General features: G+C 51.7%; 17 protein-coding genes and 1 tRNA gene. 6 read left to right on the top strand and 12 right to left on the bottom strand.

Annotation, left to right across the window (positions count from 1 at the left end; all coding sequences use genetic code 11):
• Nucleotides 1-67: 67 nt before the first annotated feature.
• Nucleotides 68-319 (top strand): hypothetical protein, encoded by a 252-nt coding sequence (locus tag J1G48_RS04030; RefSeq protein ID WP_001576352.1) that lies wholly within the window; start codon nt 68-70, stop codon nt 317-319.
• A gap of 279 nt (nt 320-598) precedes the next feature.
• Nucleotides 599-1,405: a DUF1460 domain-containing protein gene (locus tag J1G48_RS04025; protein WP_001574939.1), complete on the top strand. Its 807-nt coding sequence runs from the start codon at nt 599-601 to the stop codon at nt 1,403-1,405.
• A 131-nt stretch (nt 1,406-1,536) separates the two neighbouring features.
• On the opposite strand, the gene J1G48_RS04020 is transcribed toward J1G48_RS04025, so the two are convergent.
• Both J1G48_RS04020 and actS read right to left on the bottom strand, forming a co-directional pair.
• Nucleotides 1,537-1,610, bottom strand: a tRNA-Gly gene (locus J1G48_RS04020).
• A gap of 79 nt (nt 1,611-1,689) precedes the next feature.
• Nucleotides 1,690-2,448 (bottom strand): amidase activator ActS, encoded by a 759-nt coding sequence (actS, locus tag J1G48_RS04015; protein WP_000244328.1) that lies wholly within the window; start codon nt 2,446-2,448, stop codon nt 1,690-1,692.
• A 264-nt stretch (nt 2,449-2,712) separates the two neighbouring features.
• Between actS and idi the strand changes: the two genes are divergently transcribed.
• Nucleotides 2,713-3,258 carry an isopentenyl-diphosphate Delta-isomerase gene (gene idi, locus J1G48_RS04010; RefSeq protein WP_000133994.1) on the top strand — a complete coding sequence of 182 codons (546 nt, stop codon included), beginning with the start codon at nt 2,713-2,715 and terminating at the stop codon, nt 3,256-3,258.
• A gap of 75 nt (nt 3,259-3,333) precedes the next feature.
• Here the strand turns inward: idi and lysS are convergent, their stop codons facing one another.
• The 5 genes from lysS to xerD all read right to left on the bottom strand — a co-directional run bounded on the left by lysS (nt 3,334) and on the right by xerD (nt 9,436).
• Nucleotides 3,334-4,851 (bottom strand): lysine--tRNA ligase, encoded by a 1,518-nt coding sequence (gene lysS, locus J1G48_RS04005; protein ID WP_000003339.1) that lies wholly within the window; start codon nt 4,849-4,851, stop codon nt 3,334-3,336.
• Nucleotides 4,852-4,860: 9 nt separating this feature from the next.
• A protein-coding gene (prfB, locus tag J1G48_RS04000) for a peptide chain release factor 2 (protein WP_096059418.1) occupies nt 4,861-5,959 on the bottom strand; the annotation gives its coding sequence in 2 pieces (ribosomal slippage) (nt 4,861-5,883 and nt 5,885-5,959; 1,098 coding nt in all).
• Nucleotides 5,960-6,063: 104 nt separating this feature from the next.
• Nucleotides 6,064-7,797, bottom strand: coding sequence for a single-stranded-DNA-specific exonuclease RecJ (gene recJ / locus J1G48_RS03995; protein ID WP_000813389.1), 1,734 nt, complete (start codon nt 7,795-7,797; stop codon nt 6,064-6,066).
• A 5-nt stretch (nt 7,798-7,802) separates the two neighbouring features.
• Entirely contained in the window at nt 7,803-8,516 is a 714-nt protein-coding gene (gene dsbC / locus J1G48_RS03990) for a bifunctional protein-disulfide isomerase/oxidoreductase DsbC (RefSeq protein WP_000745614.1), read from the bottom strand.
• A gap of 23 nt (nt 8,517-8,539) precedes the next feature.
• Nucleotides 8,540-9,436 carry a site-specific tyrosine recombinase XerD gene (gene xerD, locus J1G48_RS03985; RefSeq protein ID WP_000434302.1) on the bottom strand — a complete coding sequence of 299 codons (897 nt, stop codon included), beginning with the start codon at nt 9,434-9,436 and terminating at the stop codon, nt 8,540-8,542.
• Nucleotides 9,437-9,548: 112 nt separating this feature from the next.
• Here xerD and fldB point away from each other — a divergent pair, with 112 nt between their 5' ends.
• Complete coding sequence (gene fldB, locus J1G48_RS03980) at nt 9,549-10,070, top strand: flavodoxin FldB (protein ID WP_001055885.1); 522 nt, start codon at nt 9,549-9,551, stop codon at nt 10,068-10,070.
• A 52-nt stretch (nt 10,071-10,122) separates the two neighbouring features.
• On the opposite strand, the gene J1G48_RS03975 is transcribed toward fldB, so the two are convergent.
• On the bottom strand, nt 10,123-10,536 hold the full coding sequence (locus tag J1G48_RS03975; RefSeq protein WP_000244756.1) for a protein YgfX: 414 nt from the start codon (nt 10,534-10,536) through the stop codon (nt 10,123-10,125).
• Entirely contained in the window at nt 10,517-10,783 is a 267-nt protein-coding gene (gene sdhE / locus J1G48_RS03970) for an FAD assembly factor SdhE (protein ID WP_000351186.1), read from the bottom strand. The genes J1G48_RS03975 and sdhE overlap by 20 nt, the downstream gene beginning before the upstream one ends.
• A gap of 249 nt (nt 10,784-11,032) precedes the next feature.
• Here sdhE and ygfZ point away from each other — a divergent pair, with 249 nt between their 5' ends.
• Complete coding sequence (gene ygfZ / locus J1G48_RS03965) at nt 11,033-12,013, top strand: tRNA-modifying protein YgfZ (protein WP_000874176.1); 981 nt, start codon at nt 11,033-11,035, stop codon at nt 12,011-12,013.
• 115 nt (nt 12,014-12,128) lie between these two features.
• Here ygfZ and J1G48_RS03960 read toward each other — a convergent pair whose 3' ends face one another.
• Together J1G48_RS03960 and yqfB are read right to left on the bottom strand one after the other, a co-directional pair.
• Nucleotides 12,129-12,788 (bottom strand): hemolysin III family protein, encoded by a 660-nt coding sequence (locus J1G48_RS03960; protein ID WP_000250289.1) that lies wholly within the window; start codon nt 12,786-12,788, stop codon nt 12,129-12,131.
• Between the two features lie 163 nt (nt 12,789-12,951).
• On the bottom strand, nt 12,952-13,263 hold the full coding sequence (gene yqfB, locus J1G48_RS03955; RefSeq protein ID WP_001182976.1) for a N(4)-acetylcytidine aminohydrolase: 312 nt from the start codon (nt 13,261-13,263) through the stop codon (nt 12,952-12,954).
• A 157-nt stretch (nt 13,264-13,420) separates the two neighbouring features.
• Between yqfB and bglA the strand changes: the two genes are divergently transcribed.
• A complete protein-coding gene (gene bglA / locus J1G48_RS03950; RefSeq protein ID WP_001230141.1) occupies nt 13,421-14,854 on the top strand; it encodes a 6-phospho-beta-glucosidase BglA in 1,434 nt (477 codons plus the stop codon).
• 47 nt (nt 14,855-14,901) lie between these two features.
• On the opposite strand, the gene J1G48_RS03945 is transcribed toward bglA, so the two are convergent.
• A complete protein-coding gene (locus tag J1G48_RS03945) occupies nt 14,902-15,795 on the bottom strand; it encodes a transporter (RefSeq protein WP_000819375.1) in 894 nt (297 codons plus the stop codon).
• Nucleotides 15,796-15,840 lie beyond the last annotated feature (45 nt).

The following is a 15,840-nucleotide window of genomic DNA, read 5'->3' as shown; positions in this document are numbered from 1 at the left end:
GGGAAAACGAGTTTCCCCGACTCCGGCATTTCTGAATACATCCAATGAAGGAAATACCATGCAAACAATGCATAAAAAACATATGTGCCGATGGCTTCTGCCCGGTTTGCTCGGTCTGGCTCTGTGTGCGCCAGTACCACATACTTACGCAGCCATCATTGAGGCAGGATTTTATCCGGAAGGTACAGATCTCCAGCTTGTTCTTAAGATAATTGAGACCGCGCGACAGGAAATCCGTCTGATGGACTATTCCTTCACCTCTTGGGAGGTGGTCCGGTTCGAACATTCAGTGAGTACAAAATTCTCCATGTCAAAGTGATCGTCAGCGACGACCGCCACACCGAGGTGGACGCGTCAGAATCGCTGATCGGACACGTCGCAATCTACACTCTGACTTATAAGCCAGCCTGAAGGGGCATGTTGGCTTTGACGATCAGGCAAAAAACAACGGCGAATAAAATAAAGTCGTATGATGATCTTCACATTTATCATCATCAGCGTTCATATTACTCAACCTGTAATCAACCTCTGGCGTTTTTCTGTATTCATCACAACCATTTCCGGTAAAGGTAAAAAAGGGATTTGAACCTTTCCGGAGATGATAATGAAGGTAAATACATGGACAATTTTGCTTATGTCGGCGCATCTGACGGCCTGTGCCGTCCCTGGCACAGAAAAATATCAGACCAGCATGGACAGCGTTACGGCAGAAAAAATAAGCCGGATTATCCAGTCGGATGTCATTCCTTATAAAGGCGAAAACCATGGAGAAGTTATCAGCCGCGTATCGTCTGCTTTTCTCGGAACACCTTATCAGGCGGATACGCTCATCGGTGGGCCCGGCATCCCCGAAGTCCTTGTAGCGAATTTCAACGGCGTGGACTGCTTTACACTGGCTGATTACGTTGAAGCCCTGGCCCGCAGCGATAATCAGAAATCGTTTCTGCATAATCTTGCCAGGACTCGCTACGCCGCGGGCAAAGTTGCTTATCTCAGCCGCCGGCACTTCTTCTCTGACTGGTTCGCCGCAACACCGCGTAATGCACGGGATGTAACGCCGGATATCAGCCCTGATTATGTCGTTGTTGACAAGCAGCTTAACCATAAACCTGATGGCGGCGAGTACATTCCTGGTCTGGGCATCCATCCTCGTAAAATAAATTACATTCCCGGAAGAGCCATCAACCAGCAGGTCATGAACCACCTAAAAAACGGGGATTATATCGGTGTCTACTCCCCGCTTGACGGGCTGGACGTTTCACATGTGGGTATCGTAGTTCGCCATGATGAACAGGTGTGGTTCAGGAACGCCTCCTCATTGGCCGCAAACAGAAAAGTGGTGGATACACCGTTTATGGAATACATGCATTCCAGACCGGGCATCGTTGTGTTGCGGGCTGAATGATAAAGTCATTACCGGAGTCGCCAGCTGATAATAGCCGTCCGACATAGGTATTGAAACCCTGTGTACTGTGGGGCCGACACGGGAAATTGCTGTAAATTCGTGGTTTTAGTAAATACTAGAAGATATTTGTCTGGAGCGGGCGAAGGGAATCGAACCCTCGTATAGAGCTTGGGAAGCTCTCGTTCTACCATTGAACTACGCCCGCTTTGAGATGCGTAAGGCATTATAAACCTTACGCTCTGGTTGGCAAGAGACTTACTGGCTGACTGGCGATTAATTCGCCGTCAGCACTTCGGTTTACTCCCCTGCGGCGGCAGATAACGCAGCGGATCGATGGCCGTCGCCCGGTAGCGAATCTGGAAGTGTAGTCTTACGGATGCAGCATCCGTGCTGCCCATCGTAGCGATTTTTTGCCCCGCTTTAACGCTTTGTCCATTATTAACCAGCATGGTGTCATTATGAGCGTAAGCCGTAATGTAATCTTCATTGTGCTTAATCATGATGAGATTGCCGTAACCGCGCAGCTGGTTCCCGACATAGACAACTTTACCCGCTCCCGCCGCATAAACAGGCGTTCCGCGCGCGCCCGCAATATCGATCCCCTTATTTCCGCCCTCCGCGGTGGAATAAGGTAAAATCACTTTACCGTTAGCAGGCCATACCCAACAACGCTGCCCCACCGGCGGCCAGGAGGATTTTGGCACCGAAGATGACGGTCTGACCGCAGCAGTTTTTGTTGCTGTTTTATTGCTGGTTTTGCGTGTTGAACTGCTACTCTTTGCGCTGCCGCGCACTTTAATTCGCTGCCCCACCTCAATAGTATAAGGCGGAGAAATGCCATTCAGTCGGGCCAGTTCTTTCACGCTGGTTCCCGTAGCGCGCGATATACGATACAACGTATCGCCGCGCTTAACGGTATAGACGGAGCCGGAATACGTTCCTGAGCCGGAATTACTGGAACACCCCGCCAGCAGCAGCCCTGTGCATAACAGCACCGCAATACCCAGGCTATTTTTGTTCAGGCGTCCTGCGCTCAAAACCATTCCTCACTCTATTGACAGACGCCTTATGATAGCAGCCAAATGCCGTATGCCCAATCCATTGACGCCGGAAAGGGTCCGCGTGGATGATGATGCCGCGAATATCCGATATGCCAGCATAATATCGACTCACGGCACAATGGCGCTCGTCTGCGTTCTGTCAGGGCCTGTTTTGGTAATGCCTTTCTTTCTGTTATGCGCTACGCTGATCGTCTGAGTATATGGCCTGGCCATGCTGCCGGGTCATTTTAATTTTCAGGAGCTTTCATGACTGAGGAACATGTCGTTTTATTGGATGAGCAGGATAAGCCTTCCGGCACACTGGAAAAGTATGCGGCTCATACGCTTAATACGCCTTTGCATCTGGCTTTCTCCTGCTGGCTATTTAACGAAGATGGCCAGTTGCTGGTAACACGACGGTCGCTGAGCAAGAAAGCCTGGCCAGGCGTGTGGACGAATTCGGTTTGCGGTCATCCGCAACAAGGCGAAACCACCGAAGAGGCGATCATCCGCCGTTGTCGGTTCGAACTCGGCGTGGAAATTACCGATCTCACCCCCGTCTATCCGCACTTCAGCTATCGAGCGACAGATCCAAACGGTATTGTGGAAAATGAAGTCTGTCCGGTATTTGCCGCGCGGGCAACCAGTGTGTTACAGGTTAACAGCGAAGAGGTGATGGACTATCAGTGGAGCGAATTTAAAAGCGTATGGAAAAGCCTTCTCGCTACGCCGTGGGCATTTAGCCCGTGGATGGTCATGCAAGCGTCAGACGAACAAGCGCGTGAACGACTGCTCAATTACTGCCAGCGTTAAAAATTGCCTGATGGCGCTACGTCTGAACGAAGAGATGCCGGATGGCGGCTAATGCCCCATCCGGCAATTTACATCTTATTTCACCGGACGCATCGCCGGGAACAGAATAACGTCGCGAATCGTGTGGCTGTTAGTAAACAGCATCACCATACGGTCGATACCAATTCCCAGACCCGCTGTCGGCGGTAACCCGTGTTCCAGCGCCGTCACGTAGTCTTCGTCGTAGAACATGGCTTCGTCGTCGCCCGCCGCTTTTGCATTAACCTGATCCAGGAAACGCTGCGCCTGGTCTTCCGCATCGTTCAACTCGCTAAAGCCATTACCGATTTCACGACCGCCGATAAAGAACTCGAAGCGGTCAGTGATTTCCGGGTTCACATCATTACGACGCGCCAGCGGAGACACTTCAGCCGGATATTCGGTGATGAAGGTCGGCTGAATCAGATGCGCTTCAGCGACTTCGTCAAAGATCTCGGTGACGATACGGCCCAGACCCCAGCTTTTCTCGACGTGAATGCCGATGCTTTCAGCAATCGCCTTCGCGGAATCGAAGTTGTCCAGATCAGCCATATCCGTTTCCGGGCGATATTTCTTGATCGCTTCACGCATGGTCAGTTTTTCGAACGGCTTACCGAAGTCAAACACTTCATCACCGTACGGAACCTGGGTGGTGCCCAGAACATCCTGCGCCAGCGTACGGAACAGAGACTCCGTCAGCTCGATCAGGTCTTTGTAGTCCGCATACGCCATATAGAGTTCCATCATGGTGAACTCAGGATTATGGCGCACGGAGATGCCTTCGTTACGGAAGTTACGGTTAATTTCGAATACGCGTTCGAAGCCGCCAACCACCAGACGCTTGAGGTACAGTTCCGGCGCGATACGCAGGTACATGTCCAGATCCAGCGCGTTGTGATGGGTGATAAACGGACGGGCAGACGCGCCGCCTGGGATCACCTGCATCATCGGGGTTTCGACTTCCATAAAGCCGCGAGCAACCATAAACTGGCGAATACCGGCCAGGATCTTCGAACGGGTTTTGAAGGTGTTACGGGATTCATCGTTAGAGATGAGATCCAGATAACGCTGGCGATAGCGCGCTTCCTGGTCCTGCAAGCCGTGGAATTTATCCGGCAACGGACGCAGCGCTTTCGTCAGCAGGCGCAGTTCGGTGCAGTGGATAGACAGCTCGCCGGTTTTGGTTTTGAACAGCTTACCTTTCGCGCCGAGGATATCGCCAAGATCCCACTTCTTGAACTGCTCGTTGTAAACGCCTTCCGGCAGATCATCGCGCGCCACATACAGCTGAATGCGGCCGCCTACGTCTTGCAGGGTAACAAAAGAGGCCTTACCCATAATACGGCGAGTCATCATACGGCCCGCGACGGACACTTCAATATTCAGCGCTTCCAGTTCTTCAGCTTCTTTCGCGTCAAACTCTGCGTGCAGTTGGTCTGAGGTACGGTCACGACGGAAATCGTTCGGGAACGGGATACCCTGCTCACGCAGTGCAGCCAGCTTCTCGCGACGTGCCTTCATTTCATTGTTAAGATCGACTACCTCGTCAGCGCCCTGTGCGTTTTGTTCAGACATGTTGATTCCTCATAGCCCTGCTTTCAAACTTGCTTCGATAAATTGATCCAGACTACCGTCCAGTACCGCCTGTGTATTGCGGGTTTCCACCCCAGTACGCAGGTCTTTAATGCGGGAATCGTCCAGGACATAGGAACGAATCTGGCTTCCCCAGCCGATATCGGACTTAGTGTCTTCCATCGCCTGTTTTTCAGCGTTCTTTTTCTGCATCTCCAGTTCATAAAGCTTCGCTTTCATCTGCTTCATGGCCTGGTCTTTGTTTTTGTGCTGCGAACGGTCGTTCTGGCACTGCGTCACAATCCCGGTGGGAATATGGGTGATACGCACGGCGGATTCCGTACGGTTAACGTGCTGACCGCCTGCGCCAGACGCGCGATAGACGTCGATACGCAGATCCGCCGGGTTAATGTCGATATCGATATCGTCGTCCACTTCCGGGTACACAAACGCGGAGCTAAACGAGGTATGACGGCGACCGCCGGAGTCGAACGGGCTTTTACGCACCAGACGATGTACGCCAGTTTCAGTGCGCAGCCAGCCATAGGCATATTCGCCGGAGATTTTGATAGTCGCGGACTTAATACCGGCGACTTCCCCTTCCGATTCTTCAATGATTTCCGTCTTGAAGCCGCGCGCTTCCGCCCAACGCAGATACATACGCAGCAACATGCTGGCCCAGTCCTGCGCTTCAGTACCACCGGAACCGGCCTGAATATCGAGATAGCAATCGGCGCTATCGTACTCGCCGGAGAACATCCGACGGAATTCCAACTGCGCCAGTTTCTCTTCCAGCGTATTCAGTTCCGCGACGGCTTCGTTAAACGTCTCTTCGTCGTCAGCTTCTACCGCCAGTTCCAGCAGCCCGGAAACGTCGTCCAGCCCCTGAGTCATTTGATCAAGCGTATCGACGATCGCTTCGAGCGATGAACGCTCTTTTCCCAGCGCCTGCGCGCGCTCAGGTTCGTTCCAGACATCCGGCTGTTCCAGCTCGGCGTTTACTTCTTCCAGACGCTCTTTCTTAGCATCGTAGTCAAAGATACCCCCTAAGAACGTTGGTGCGTTCCGTGAGGTCCTGAATGCGGTTATTCACCGGGTTAATTTCAAACATGGTCTGATTTCTTTTATTTGACTTGTCAAAATGCGGTTATAAGGGCGAAATATTAGCGGATTTCGCCCCTTAATTACAGCGAAAGTGTTGTTAAATCGCCCCGATCATAGCGGCCAAATATCATCGATAATAATCTGTAAACTACGGTTGCCGCGAAACTCGTTAATGTCCAGTTTATAAGCCAGTTCTACCTCCCGCACGCCGTTATCCGGCCAACAGGTCGTATCAATATTAAATGCGATGCCATCCAACAGCGGGCCGCCGCCGACAGGCTCCACCATCACCTTGAGGTGACGCTCGCCCACCAGACGCTGCTGTAGCAGACGGAAACGACCATCGAATAACGGTTCCGGGAACATTTGCCCCCACGGTCCGGCATCCCGCAACAGTTGCGCCACTTCCATAGACATCTCCGCCGCGCTTAATGGACCATCGGAGATCACCTCGCCTTGCAACAGGGCAGGATCGAGCCATTCCGTCACCAGCTCGCCAAACCGTTGCTGAAACTGCTCGAATTTATGCTCTTCCAGCGACAATCCCGCCGCCATCGCATGGCCGCCGAACTTGATCATCAGATCAGGGTAAAGGGTATCCAGCCGTTCCAGCGCATCGCGCATATGCAGCCCCTGAATCGATCGGCCTGAGCCTTTTAGCGTGCCGTCGCCCGCAGGCGCAAAGGCGATCACCGGGCGGTGAAAACGCTCTTTAATGCGCGACGCCAGAATTCCGACCACGCCCTGGTGCCATTCAGGATGATACATCGCCAGACCGCCCGGAAGCGTTTCACTACTGCGCTCAAGCTTTTCGCACAGGATAAGCGCTTCCGCCTGCATCCCCTGCTCTATTTCTTTGCGCGTCTGGTTAAGCGCATCCAGCTCGCTGGCCAGAACACGCGCTTCGCCGAGGTTGTCGCACAACAGTAACGCCACGCCAACGGACATATCATCCAGCCTGCCGGCGGCATTCAGGCGAGGCCCCAACGCGAAGCCTAAATCACTGGCGGCAAGCTGCTGCGGATCGCGATTCGATATCTCCAGCAACGCTTTAATTCCCGGACGGCATTTCCCGGCACGAATACGACTTAGCCCTTGCCAGGTCAGAATACGGTTGTTAGCGTCCAGCGGCACAACGTCTGCTACCGTTCCCAACGCCACTAAATCCAGCAGCTCCGCCAAATTCGGCGGCGCAATGTTGCGCTCGTCGAACCATCCTTTGTCGCGCAAAAATGTTCGCAACGCCAGCATCAGGTAAAACGCCACGCCGACGCCCGCCAGCGACTTAGACGGGAATTCGCAGTCGCGCAGATTGGGATTAATAATCGCTTCGGCCTCCGGCAATGTATCGCCAGGCAGGTGGTGATCGGTCACGATCACCGGAATCCCCAACGTCTTTGCATGCGCTACGCCGGCGTGGGATGAGATGCCGTTATCTACGGTGACGATAAGCTGCGCGCCGCGCGCCTTCGCCTGATCGACCACTTCCGGGCTTAAACCGTAGCCGTCCTCAAAGCGATTAGGCACCAGATAACTGATGTTGTCACATCCCAACGCACGCATTCCCAATACGCTTAGCGCAGTACTGGTCGCGCCGTCGGCGTCAAAATCGCCAACAACAATAATGCGGATACCTTCGCGAAAGGCGTTGTAGAGGATCTCCACCGCGTTATCTATGCCGCTAAGCTGTTGCCAGGGCAGCATTCCTTTCACGCTGCGCTCCAGTTCGCGGGCGCTACGAACGCCCCGGCTGGCATATAAACGTCGTAGTAATGGAGGAAGATCGGCGGGGAGTTCCGCCGTCTCATCAGCCTCGCGCCGACGAAGTTGTCTCTGTTGTTTCACGCGTATTATTTACCACTGGTCTGTTTTTGATGCTCATCAAGAAACGCTTTCATCTCTTTCGGTCCCTGATAGCCAGGCACCACATAGCCGTTACTCAATACAATGGCTGGCGTACCGCTGACGCCCAACTGCACGCCCAACGCATAATGATCAGCAATGTTCACGTCACAGCTTGCCGGTTTCACGCCCTTACCTGCCATGGCGTCATCAAACGCTTTGTTTTTGTCTTTGGCGCACCAGATAGATTTCATATCCTGCTCCGCCTGGCTTTCCAGCCCCTGGCGCGGGAAGGCCAGATAACGTACCGTGATCCCCAGCGCGTTATAATCTTTCATCTCTTCATGTAGCTTATGACAATAGCCGCAGGTGATATCGGTAAAAACAGTAATGACATGTTTCTCATCCGGCGCTTTATAGACGATCATCTCTTTTTCCAGCGCATTTAGCTGGCTCATCAGCAGTTTGTTCGTCACGTTTACCGGATGCGCGCCGCTCACGTCATACATCGGCCCTTGAATAATATGTTTGCCGTCATCAGTGACGTACAGTACGCCGCTGTGAGTGAGGACGGTTTTCATCCCTGCCACTGGCGAGGCCTGAATTTCCGTACTCTGAACGCCCAGCTTAGCCAGCGACTGACGGATAGCCGCATCATCCGCATGGGCCACGCCTGAAAACGCCGCCGCCAGTAAAGTGAACATCATAAAACGCTTTTTCATAAACTATCCTTTCCTGTCAGCACTCATGCCCGCGGATGGTGCTGTTGATGAAGTTGACGCAAACGCTCCGTTGCGACATGCGTATAAATTTGTGTCGTCGAAAGATCGCTATGCCCAAGTAGCATTTGTACAACGCGCAAGTCGGCACCGTGATTCAGCAAATGCGTGGCGAAAGCGTGACGTAAAACATGCGGCGATAGTTTTTCGCTATCGATTCCAGCCAGTACCGCATAATGTTTAATACGGTGCCAGAAGGTCTGCCGCGTCATCTGCTGCGCACGCTGGCTGGGGAATAATACGTCAATCGATACGCCATTGAGTAACCAGGGACGCCCATGCTCCAGATACGTTTCCAGCCAATATACCGCCTCTTCACCTAACGGCACCAACCGCTCTTTATTGCCTTTACCGATAACCCGCACCACGCCCTGCCGCAGACTGATATCGCTCATTGTCAGCCCCACCAGTTCCGACACGCGCAAACCGGTGGCATACAGCACTTCCAACATAGCTTTATCGCGCAGCTCCAAAGGTTGATCAATAAGCGGCGCCTGCAAGAGCCGTTCAACCTGCGCCTCGCTAAGATCTTTCGGTAAACGCTGCGGAAGCTTAGGCGAGGCCAACTGCGCGCTCGGATCATCCTCACGATACTTTTCACGGTACAGATGCTGGAAAAAGCGCCGCATAGCGCTTAACAGGCGTGCGGAGCTGGTCGCTTTGTATCCGCCCTCCACCCGTTCAGCCAATAGCGTTTGTAAATCATCAGCCTGCGCCGTCGCAAGCGTTTTTCCGCGATGATGCAACCACGCAACGACCATCGATAAATCGCGACGATACGCGCTTAATGTATTTTCCGCCAGATTTCGTTCCAGCCACAGGGCATCCAGAAACTGCTCAATACGCGCTAAATCCTGTTCCATTCGCGCTCCCTACTTCACGCTTACTTTTGGTGCATTATGCCTCATTGTGCCGTGAATGCAGTGATTCTGTTACACTACCCGCAACGCTATAGCAGAATCGAGATGTAACGTAATGAACATGGGTCTTTTTTACGGTTCCAGCACGTGCTACACCGAGATGGCCGCAGAGAAAATTCGCGATATCCTCGGCCCGGAGCTGGTGACATTACATAACCTCAAGGATGACGCCCCCGCCTTAATGGAGCAGTACGACGTGCTCATTTTAGGCATCCCCACCTGGGATTTTGGCGAAATTCAGGAGGACTGGGAAGCCGTCTGGGAGCAACTGGACGATCTCAATCTGGAAGGCAAAATCGTTGCGCTTTACGGTATGGGCGACCAGCTCGGCTACGGCGAGTGGTTCCTGGATGCGCTGGGTATGTTGCATGACAAACTTGCCCTCAAAGGCGTTAAATTTGTCGGCTACTGGCCCACAGAAGGCTACGAATTTACCAGCAATAAACCGGTCATTGCGGATGGGCAACTGTTTGTCGGCCTGGCGCTGGATGAAACGAACCAGTACGATCTCAGCGATGAGCGTATACAGACCTGGTGTGAACAAATTCTCGGCGAAATGGCCGAACACTACGCCTGAAACCTTACTCGCTGTACTTCCCTCTCGACGGAACCGCGTTTACGCCGTTCCGTTAGTGTTGGCCTGATATCGGCTGCTGTAACAGTATCCGACGCAACTCACGCCATTCCGCTTCTTCCATGCTATCCGCCGCCAGCCATAAATGCTGATGACGTCCAGACTCTGCGCGTAAACGCAACACCATCCCGCTCTTCAGTAACCAGGGCGGACGCAAGAGCGTCCAGTCCTGCCCCTGCCAGCGTAAGCGCCCGTCCATGAGTAGCTTGATCTCTCCCTGGCAGGTATTAATCCTGCGCTGGCTACGTACACAGTCAAACACGACCAGCGACAGTAGTATCATCCATAACGGGGTATAACTCAGCGGCCAGGGCATCAATAAAATCACCGCGGCAACCAGCCCATGAATGAGCAATGAGATCCACTGAGCGCGCCATGAGACGCGTAAATCAGATTGCCACAGGACCACGTTCCCGATTCCGTGTCTGAATGAGTCGGACCATCTGTTCCAGTTCAGCGTCAGCCGGTTTACCGTGATTCATTAACCAGTTAAATAAATCCGGGTCGTCACTCTGCAACAAACGGACAAAAATACGCTTTTCTTCATCACTTAAACTATCGTACTCATGTTCAAAAAACGGCATGATGGAAATATCAAGTTCGCGCATACCGCGACGACATGCCCAGTGAATACGTGCTTTATTGTGAATATCCATGTTCTTCCTGCCTCGCGAAAATGAAGTACCGGGCTATTGTAACGTGTTTTTGGCGTTGTTTTACGGGAATCTCAGTAATCTGGAACGCGATCGCGAAATAAAAGGCTGGGAATCAATATGTTCATCCGTTTTGGATACCGCCTCGCAAAACGATCAATCCGCTCTCAATGGGCTATTTAAAGCACTTGCAATGACCGATGGCTCTTTTACCATTAACCATTATTGTTGCAGCTAACCAGGACATTATTTATGGCTTTTATCTCCTTTCCACCACGTCATCCTTCATCGTCAGCCCGCCTGCCGCTGACGCTGATCGCGCTTGACGACTGGGCGCTGTCGACCATTACCGGCGTAGACAGTGAAAAGTATATTCAGGGCCAGGTCACCGCTGACGTAAGCCAGATGACTGAACAGCAACACCTTCTCGCCGCCCACTGCGATGCTAAAGGTAAGATGTGGAGCACTCTGCGCCTGTTCCGTGAGCGCGACGGTTTCGCCTGGATTGAACGCCGTAGCGTGCGTGAAGCGCAATTAACGGAGCTGAAAAAGTACGCCGTATTTTCCAAAGTAGTCATCGCGCCGGATGACGAACGCGTATTGCTTGGCGTGGCAGGTTTTCAGGCCCGCGCGGCGCTGGCTAATGTCTTTAGCGAACTGCCCAATAGCGAAAATCAGGTGGTCAGAGACGGCGCCTCCACGCTGCTATGGTTTGAACATCCTGCGGAACGATTCCTGCTTGTCACCGATGTCGCGACGGCTAACATGTTAACGGAGAAGTTGCATGGCGAAGCCGAACTGAATAACAGTCAACAGTGGCTGGCGTTGGATATTGAAGCAGGCATTCCGGTGATTGACGCGGCGAACAGCGGTCAGTTTATCCCCCAGGCGACTAACCTACAGGCGCTGGGCGGCATCAGCTTCAAGAAAGGCTGCTACACCGGACAGGAGATGGTCGCACGGGCAAAATTCCGCGGCGCCAATAAACGCGCGCTTTGGTTGCTGGCGGGCAAAGCCAGCCGGGTACCGGAAGCAGGAGAAGATCTGGAGCTACAGATGGGCGAGAACTGGCGTCGTACCGGCGCTATTCTGGCGGCGACGCAGTTGGACGATGGTCAGTTACTGGTTCAGGCCGTCATGAATAACGATTTAGAAGCCGAAAGCGTCTTCCGCGTTCGCGACGATGCCAACACCCTGCATATCGTCCCGCTGCCCTACTCGCTGGAAGAGTGATATCACGTTAAAAGCCGGATAGCCTGATAGCGCAACGCCATCAGGCTCGCACGTGCTGTTCTCGTAGGCCGGATAAGGTACGACAGCGCCGCCATCCGGCACGGGCATCCGGGAATTATGCCTGTCCCACATACAAATAGATGGCCAGGAAGTGGCACACGCTGCCGCCCAGCACAAAGCCATGCCAGATGGCGTGGTTATAAGGTATGCGTTTGCAAACATAGAAAATTACGCCTAGCGAGTAAACGACGCCACCTACCGCCAGCAGCGTCACGCCGCCTATCGCCAGCTTAATCGCCAACTGATAAACCACTATCAGCGACAGCCAGCCCATTGCCAGATACGTAACCAGTGAAAGCACTTTAAATCGGTGCGCAATCGTCAACTTGAAGAGGATACCGAATAGCGCCAGGCTCCAGATCACAATCATTAGTCCGCGCGCCAGCGGCGAATCCAGACCTACCAGCAGAAATGGCGTATAGGTTCCGGCAATGAGCAGATAGATAGCGCAGTGATCAAATTTCTTTAACCAGATTTTTGCCCGCTGATGAGGAATGGCATGATAAAGCGTTGAGGCAAGAAAAAGCAGGATCATGCTCCCGCCATATAAACTGTAGCTGGCGATAGCCGTCATACCCGCATTCGCCTCTACCGCCTGAACCAACAACAGCACCAGGCCGACAATACCAAATACCAATCCAATGCCGTGGCTAATACTGTTGGCGATTTCCTCAGCCAGCGAATATCCCTGCGTCATTAATGGTTTTTGCACCATAACTTACTCCGGAGAAACGTTCATAACGATGAACTTCGCCTCTAGCGTAACTGAGAATGGTTCCAGTGAACACATGTTAGCTAAAATAAATTCGCAAAATTAAATTTTCTTTCTTATTCAATAATTTAATCACAGAAACTCAACTAACACGCGTTCATATTTATCAAAGGCATTTAAAATCAATCACATAAAATTGCGTCTGGTTGGGATAGATTTCAGCAATGACCCGTTTCAGCTCATCAAGCGACATATTTTCCTGTTGCGCATGTTTTTCGTTCAGCGTATCCAGCGTCACAGTTGACGTTCCTGTCACTTCAATTGTGCAAAAATAGCCATCATCTTCGAACCGCCCCACGCGTAGCACATCGCCTGCTTTAAAGTGGGACTCGGAGGCATCACGAATAGTGATGGTTTTACGCCCTGCCAGAATGTCATTCTGGAAACGTTGAAAGAAAGTAATGTCGTTTGGCTGCATGTGGTTATCCCTTGAATATGCCCCGTTGAAGTGAATGTTACGATCTGAATATGTTCTTGTCCCGACACGCGAGCACCCTGGAATTTTGCGTACGCTTTACATGTCATTTGGTGCAGAATGAATGATAACAGACTAAATAAATTGAGATTATGCAACAATGAGAAAACTCACCTTGCCAAAAGATTTTTTATGGGGCGGCGCGGTTGCTGCACACCAGGTTGAAGGCGGCTGGAATAAAGACGGTAAAGGCCCCAGCATCTGCGACGTGCTAACCGGCGGCGCACACGGCGTGCCACGCGAAATCACCCAGAATGTCGTTGCTGGCAAATACTATCCGAACCACGAGGCGGTGGATTTTTACGGACATTACAAAGAAGACATCCGTCTTTTCGCCGAAATGGGGTTCAAATGCTTCCGTACCTCTATTGCCTGGACGCGTATCTTCCCGAATGGCGACGAATCCCAGCCAAACGAGGCCGGTCTGAAATTCTACGACGACATGTTTGATGAGTTACTCAAATACAACATCGAACCGGTCATCACCCTTTCCCACTTTGAAATGCCATTACATCTGGTACAGCACTACGGCGGCTGGACCAATCGTAAGGTCGTTGATTTCTTTGTCCGTTTTGCTGAAGTCGTGTTTGAACGCTACAAACATAAGGTCAAATACTGGATGACCTTCAACGAAATTAACAACCAGCGAAACTGGCGCGCGCCGCTGTTTGGCTACTGCTGTTCCGGCGTGGTGTATACCGAGCATGAGAATCCAGAAGAAACCATGTATCAGGTCTTACATCATCAGTTTGTCGCCAGCGCGCTGGCGGTAAAAGCGGCACGTCGCATTAACCCGCAGATGAAAGTGGGTTGTATGCTGGCGATGGTCGCGCTGTATCCTTTCTCCTGTAAACCAGAAGATGTGATGTTTGCTCAGGAGTCGATGCGTGAACGCTACGTCTTTACCGATGTGCAGCTGCGCGGCTATTACCCGTCCTATGTGTTGAACGAGTGGGAGCGCCGCGGATTTAACATCAAAATGGAAGATGGCGATCTTGAAGTGCTGCGCGAAGGCACCTGCGATTATCTTGGTTTCAGTTATTACATGACCAACGCGGTCAAAGCCGAAGGCGGTAGCGGCGATGCGATTTCCGGTTTTGAAGGCAGCGTACCGAACCCCTATGTTAAAGCATCTGACTGGGGCTGGCAGATTGATCCGGTGGGCCTGCGTTATTCATTGTGTGAACTGTACGAACGCTATCAAAAGCCGCTGTTTATTGTCGAAAACGGTTTTGGTGCTTACGACAAAGTAGAAGAAGATGGCAGCATCAACGACGACTACCGAATTGACTACCTGCGCGCCCATATTGAAGAGATGAAAAAAGCGGTGACTTACGATGGTGTCGACCTGATGGGCTACACGCCGTGGGGCTGCATCGACTGCGTGTCGTTCACCACCGGTCAGTACAGCAAGCGCTACGGCTTCATCTACGTGAACAAGCACGATGACGGTACGGGCGATATGTCGCGTTCGCGTAAGAAGAGCTTCAACTGGTACAAAGAGGTGATTGCCAGCAACGGCGAGAAGCTTTAACTCCTGCACGTTACCCGCCAGTCGGCGGGTAACACTTTGAACGAGTCTTACCAGGTCTTACCTATTTTAAATTCCCAGCGTACATCTTCCATTTTGGTTGGCGACTTCGCTTCCTGCATTACCGGGAAGAAGGCTCCGGCACCAAACCATAATTTCAGTGAATCGACGGCAATATTAAATGACGGACCAACAACCCATTCGGTAGTTCCAGAATGGTTATTAATTACGCTGCCATTAGACAGTTTTTTCGTTCCAGAGGCATTATTGCTGTAGGCACTTTCCAGACCAAGATCCAGCGGTAAATCGCTAAACATATACCGCACCTGGGTATTCCACTGGAATTCGTTACCTCGTTTCACGTCCTGGTTACCGCGCTCAAATGGTCCCTGATAGACAAAACCCATATCCCCTTTAATGTTAGGAGTAAATAATTTTGTTAAAGTGAGTGTTACTCTTCCTCCCCAGGCGCTATTCCCAGGCAAATGATTATCTCCATCTTGCCCGGTGGGTAGTAATACTGCCCCACCTACCGTAACCCAAAACGGATCACCTCTTCGCTGGCTCATTAAAGCATAATTGACCCCCACTGATTGGTCGCCCATTCCCTCTATGTGCTCAGGAGACAGATTGTCTCGTTTGTTATTGATATAGGAACCCACAGTTGATAATTCCAGTCTGTCGGTCAAACCGTAACGAATCTTCAATAACCATATCTGGGAGTAAACATCCGGACTTCCGTGCCCCTCGATTTGATGATCTTTATCGCGAAATGAGCTATTCACGGCGGTTAATAACTTTCCTTCCGGCAATACTGAACCACCAGAAATAGCAGTATTAACTGGTGCACCTAATAGATTACTGGGATTATTTTCTCCGTTAGCTGCCATTGCATTCATTAATAGAAAATATGTCATTAATGGCAGAAATATAAATCGTTTCATTATTCCCTCCAGGTATAAAAAACAAAGCGCTAAGTTAATAAATAT

The organism is Salmonella sp. SAL-020, assembly GCF_017372215.1.
In the GTDB taxonomy this organism is placed as follows: domain Bacteria; phylum Pseudomonadota; class Gammaproteobacteria; order Enterobacterales; family Enterobacteriaceae; genus Salmonella; species Salmonella enterica.
The sequence above is the reverse complement of the archived record's forward strand: the minus strand, read 5'-3'. Positions and strand labels throughout refer to the sequence as shown.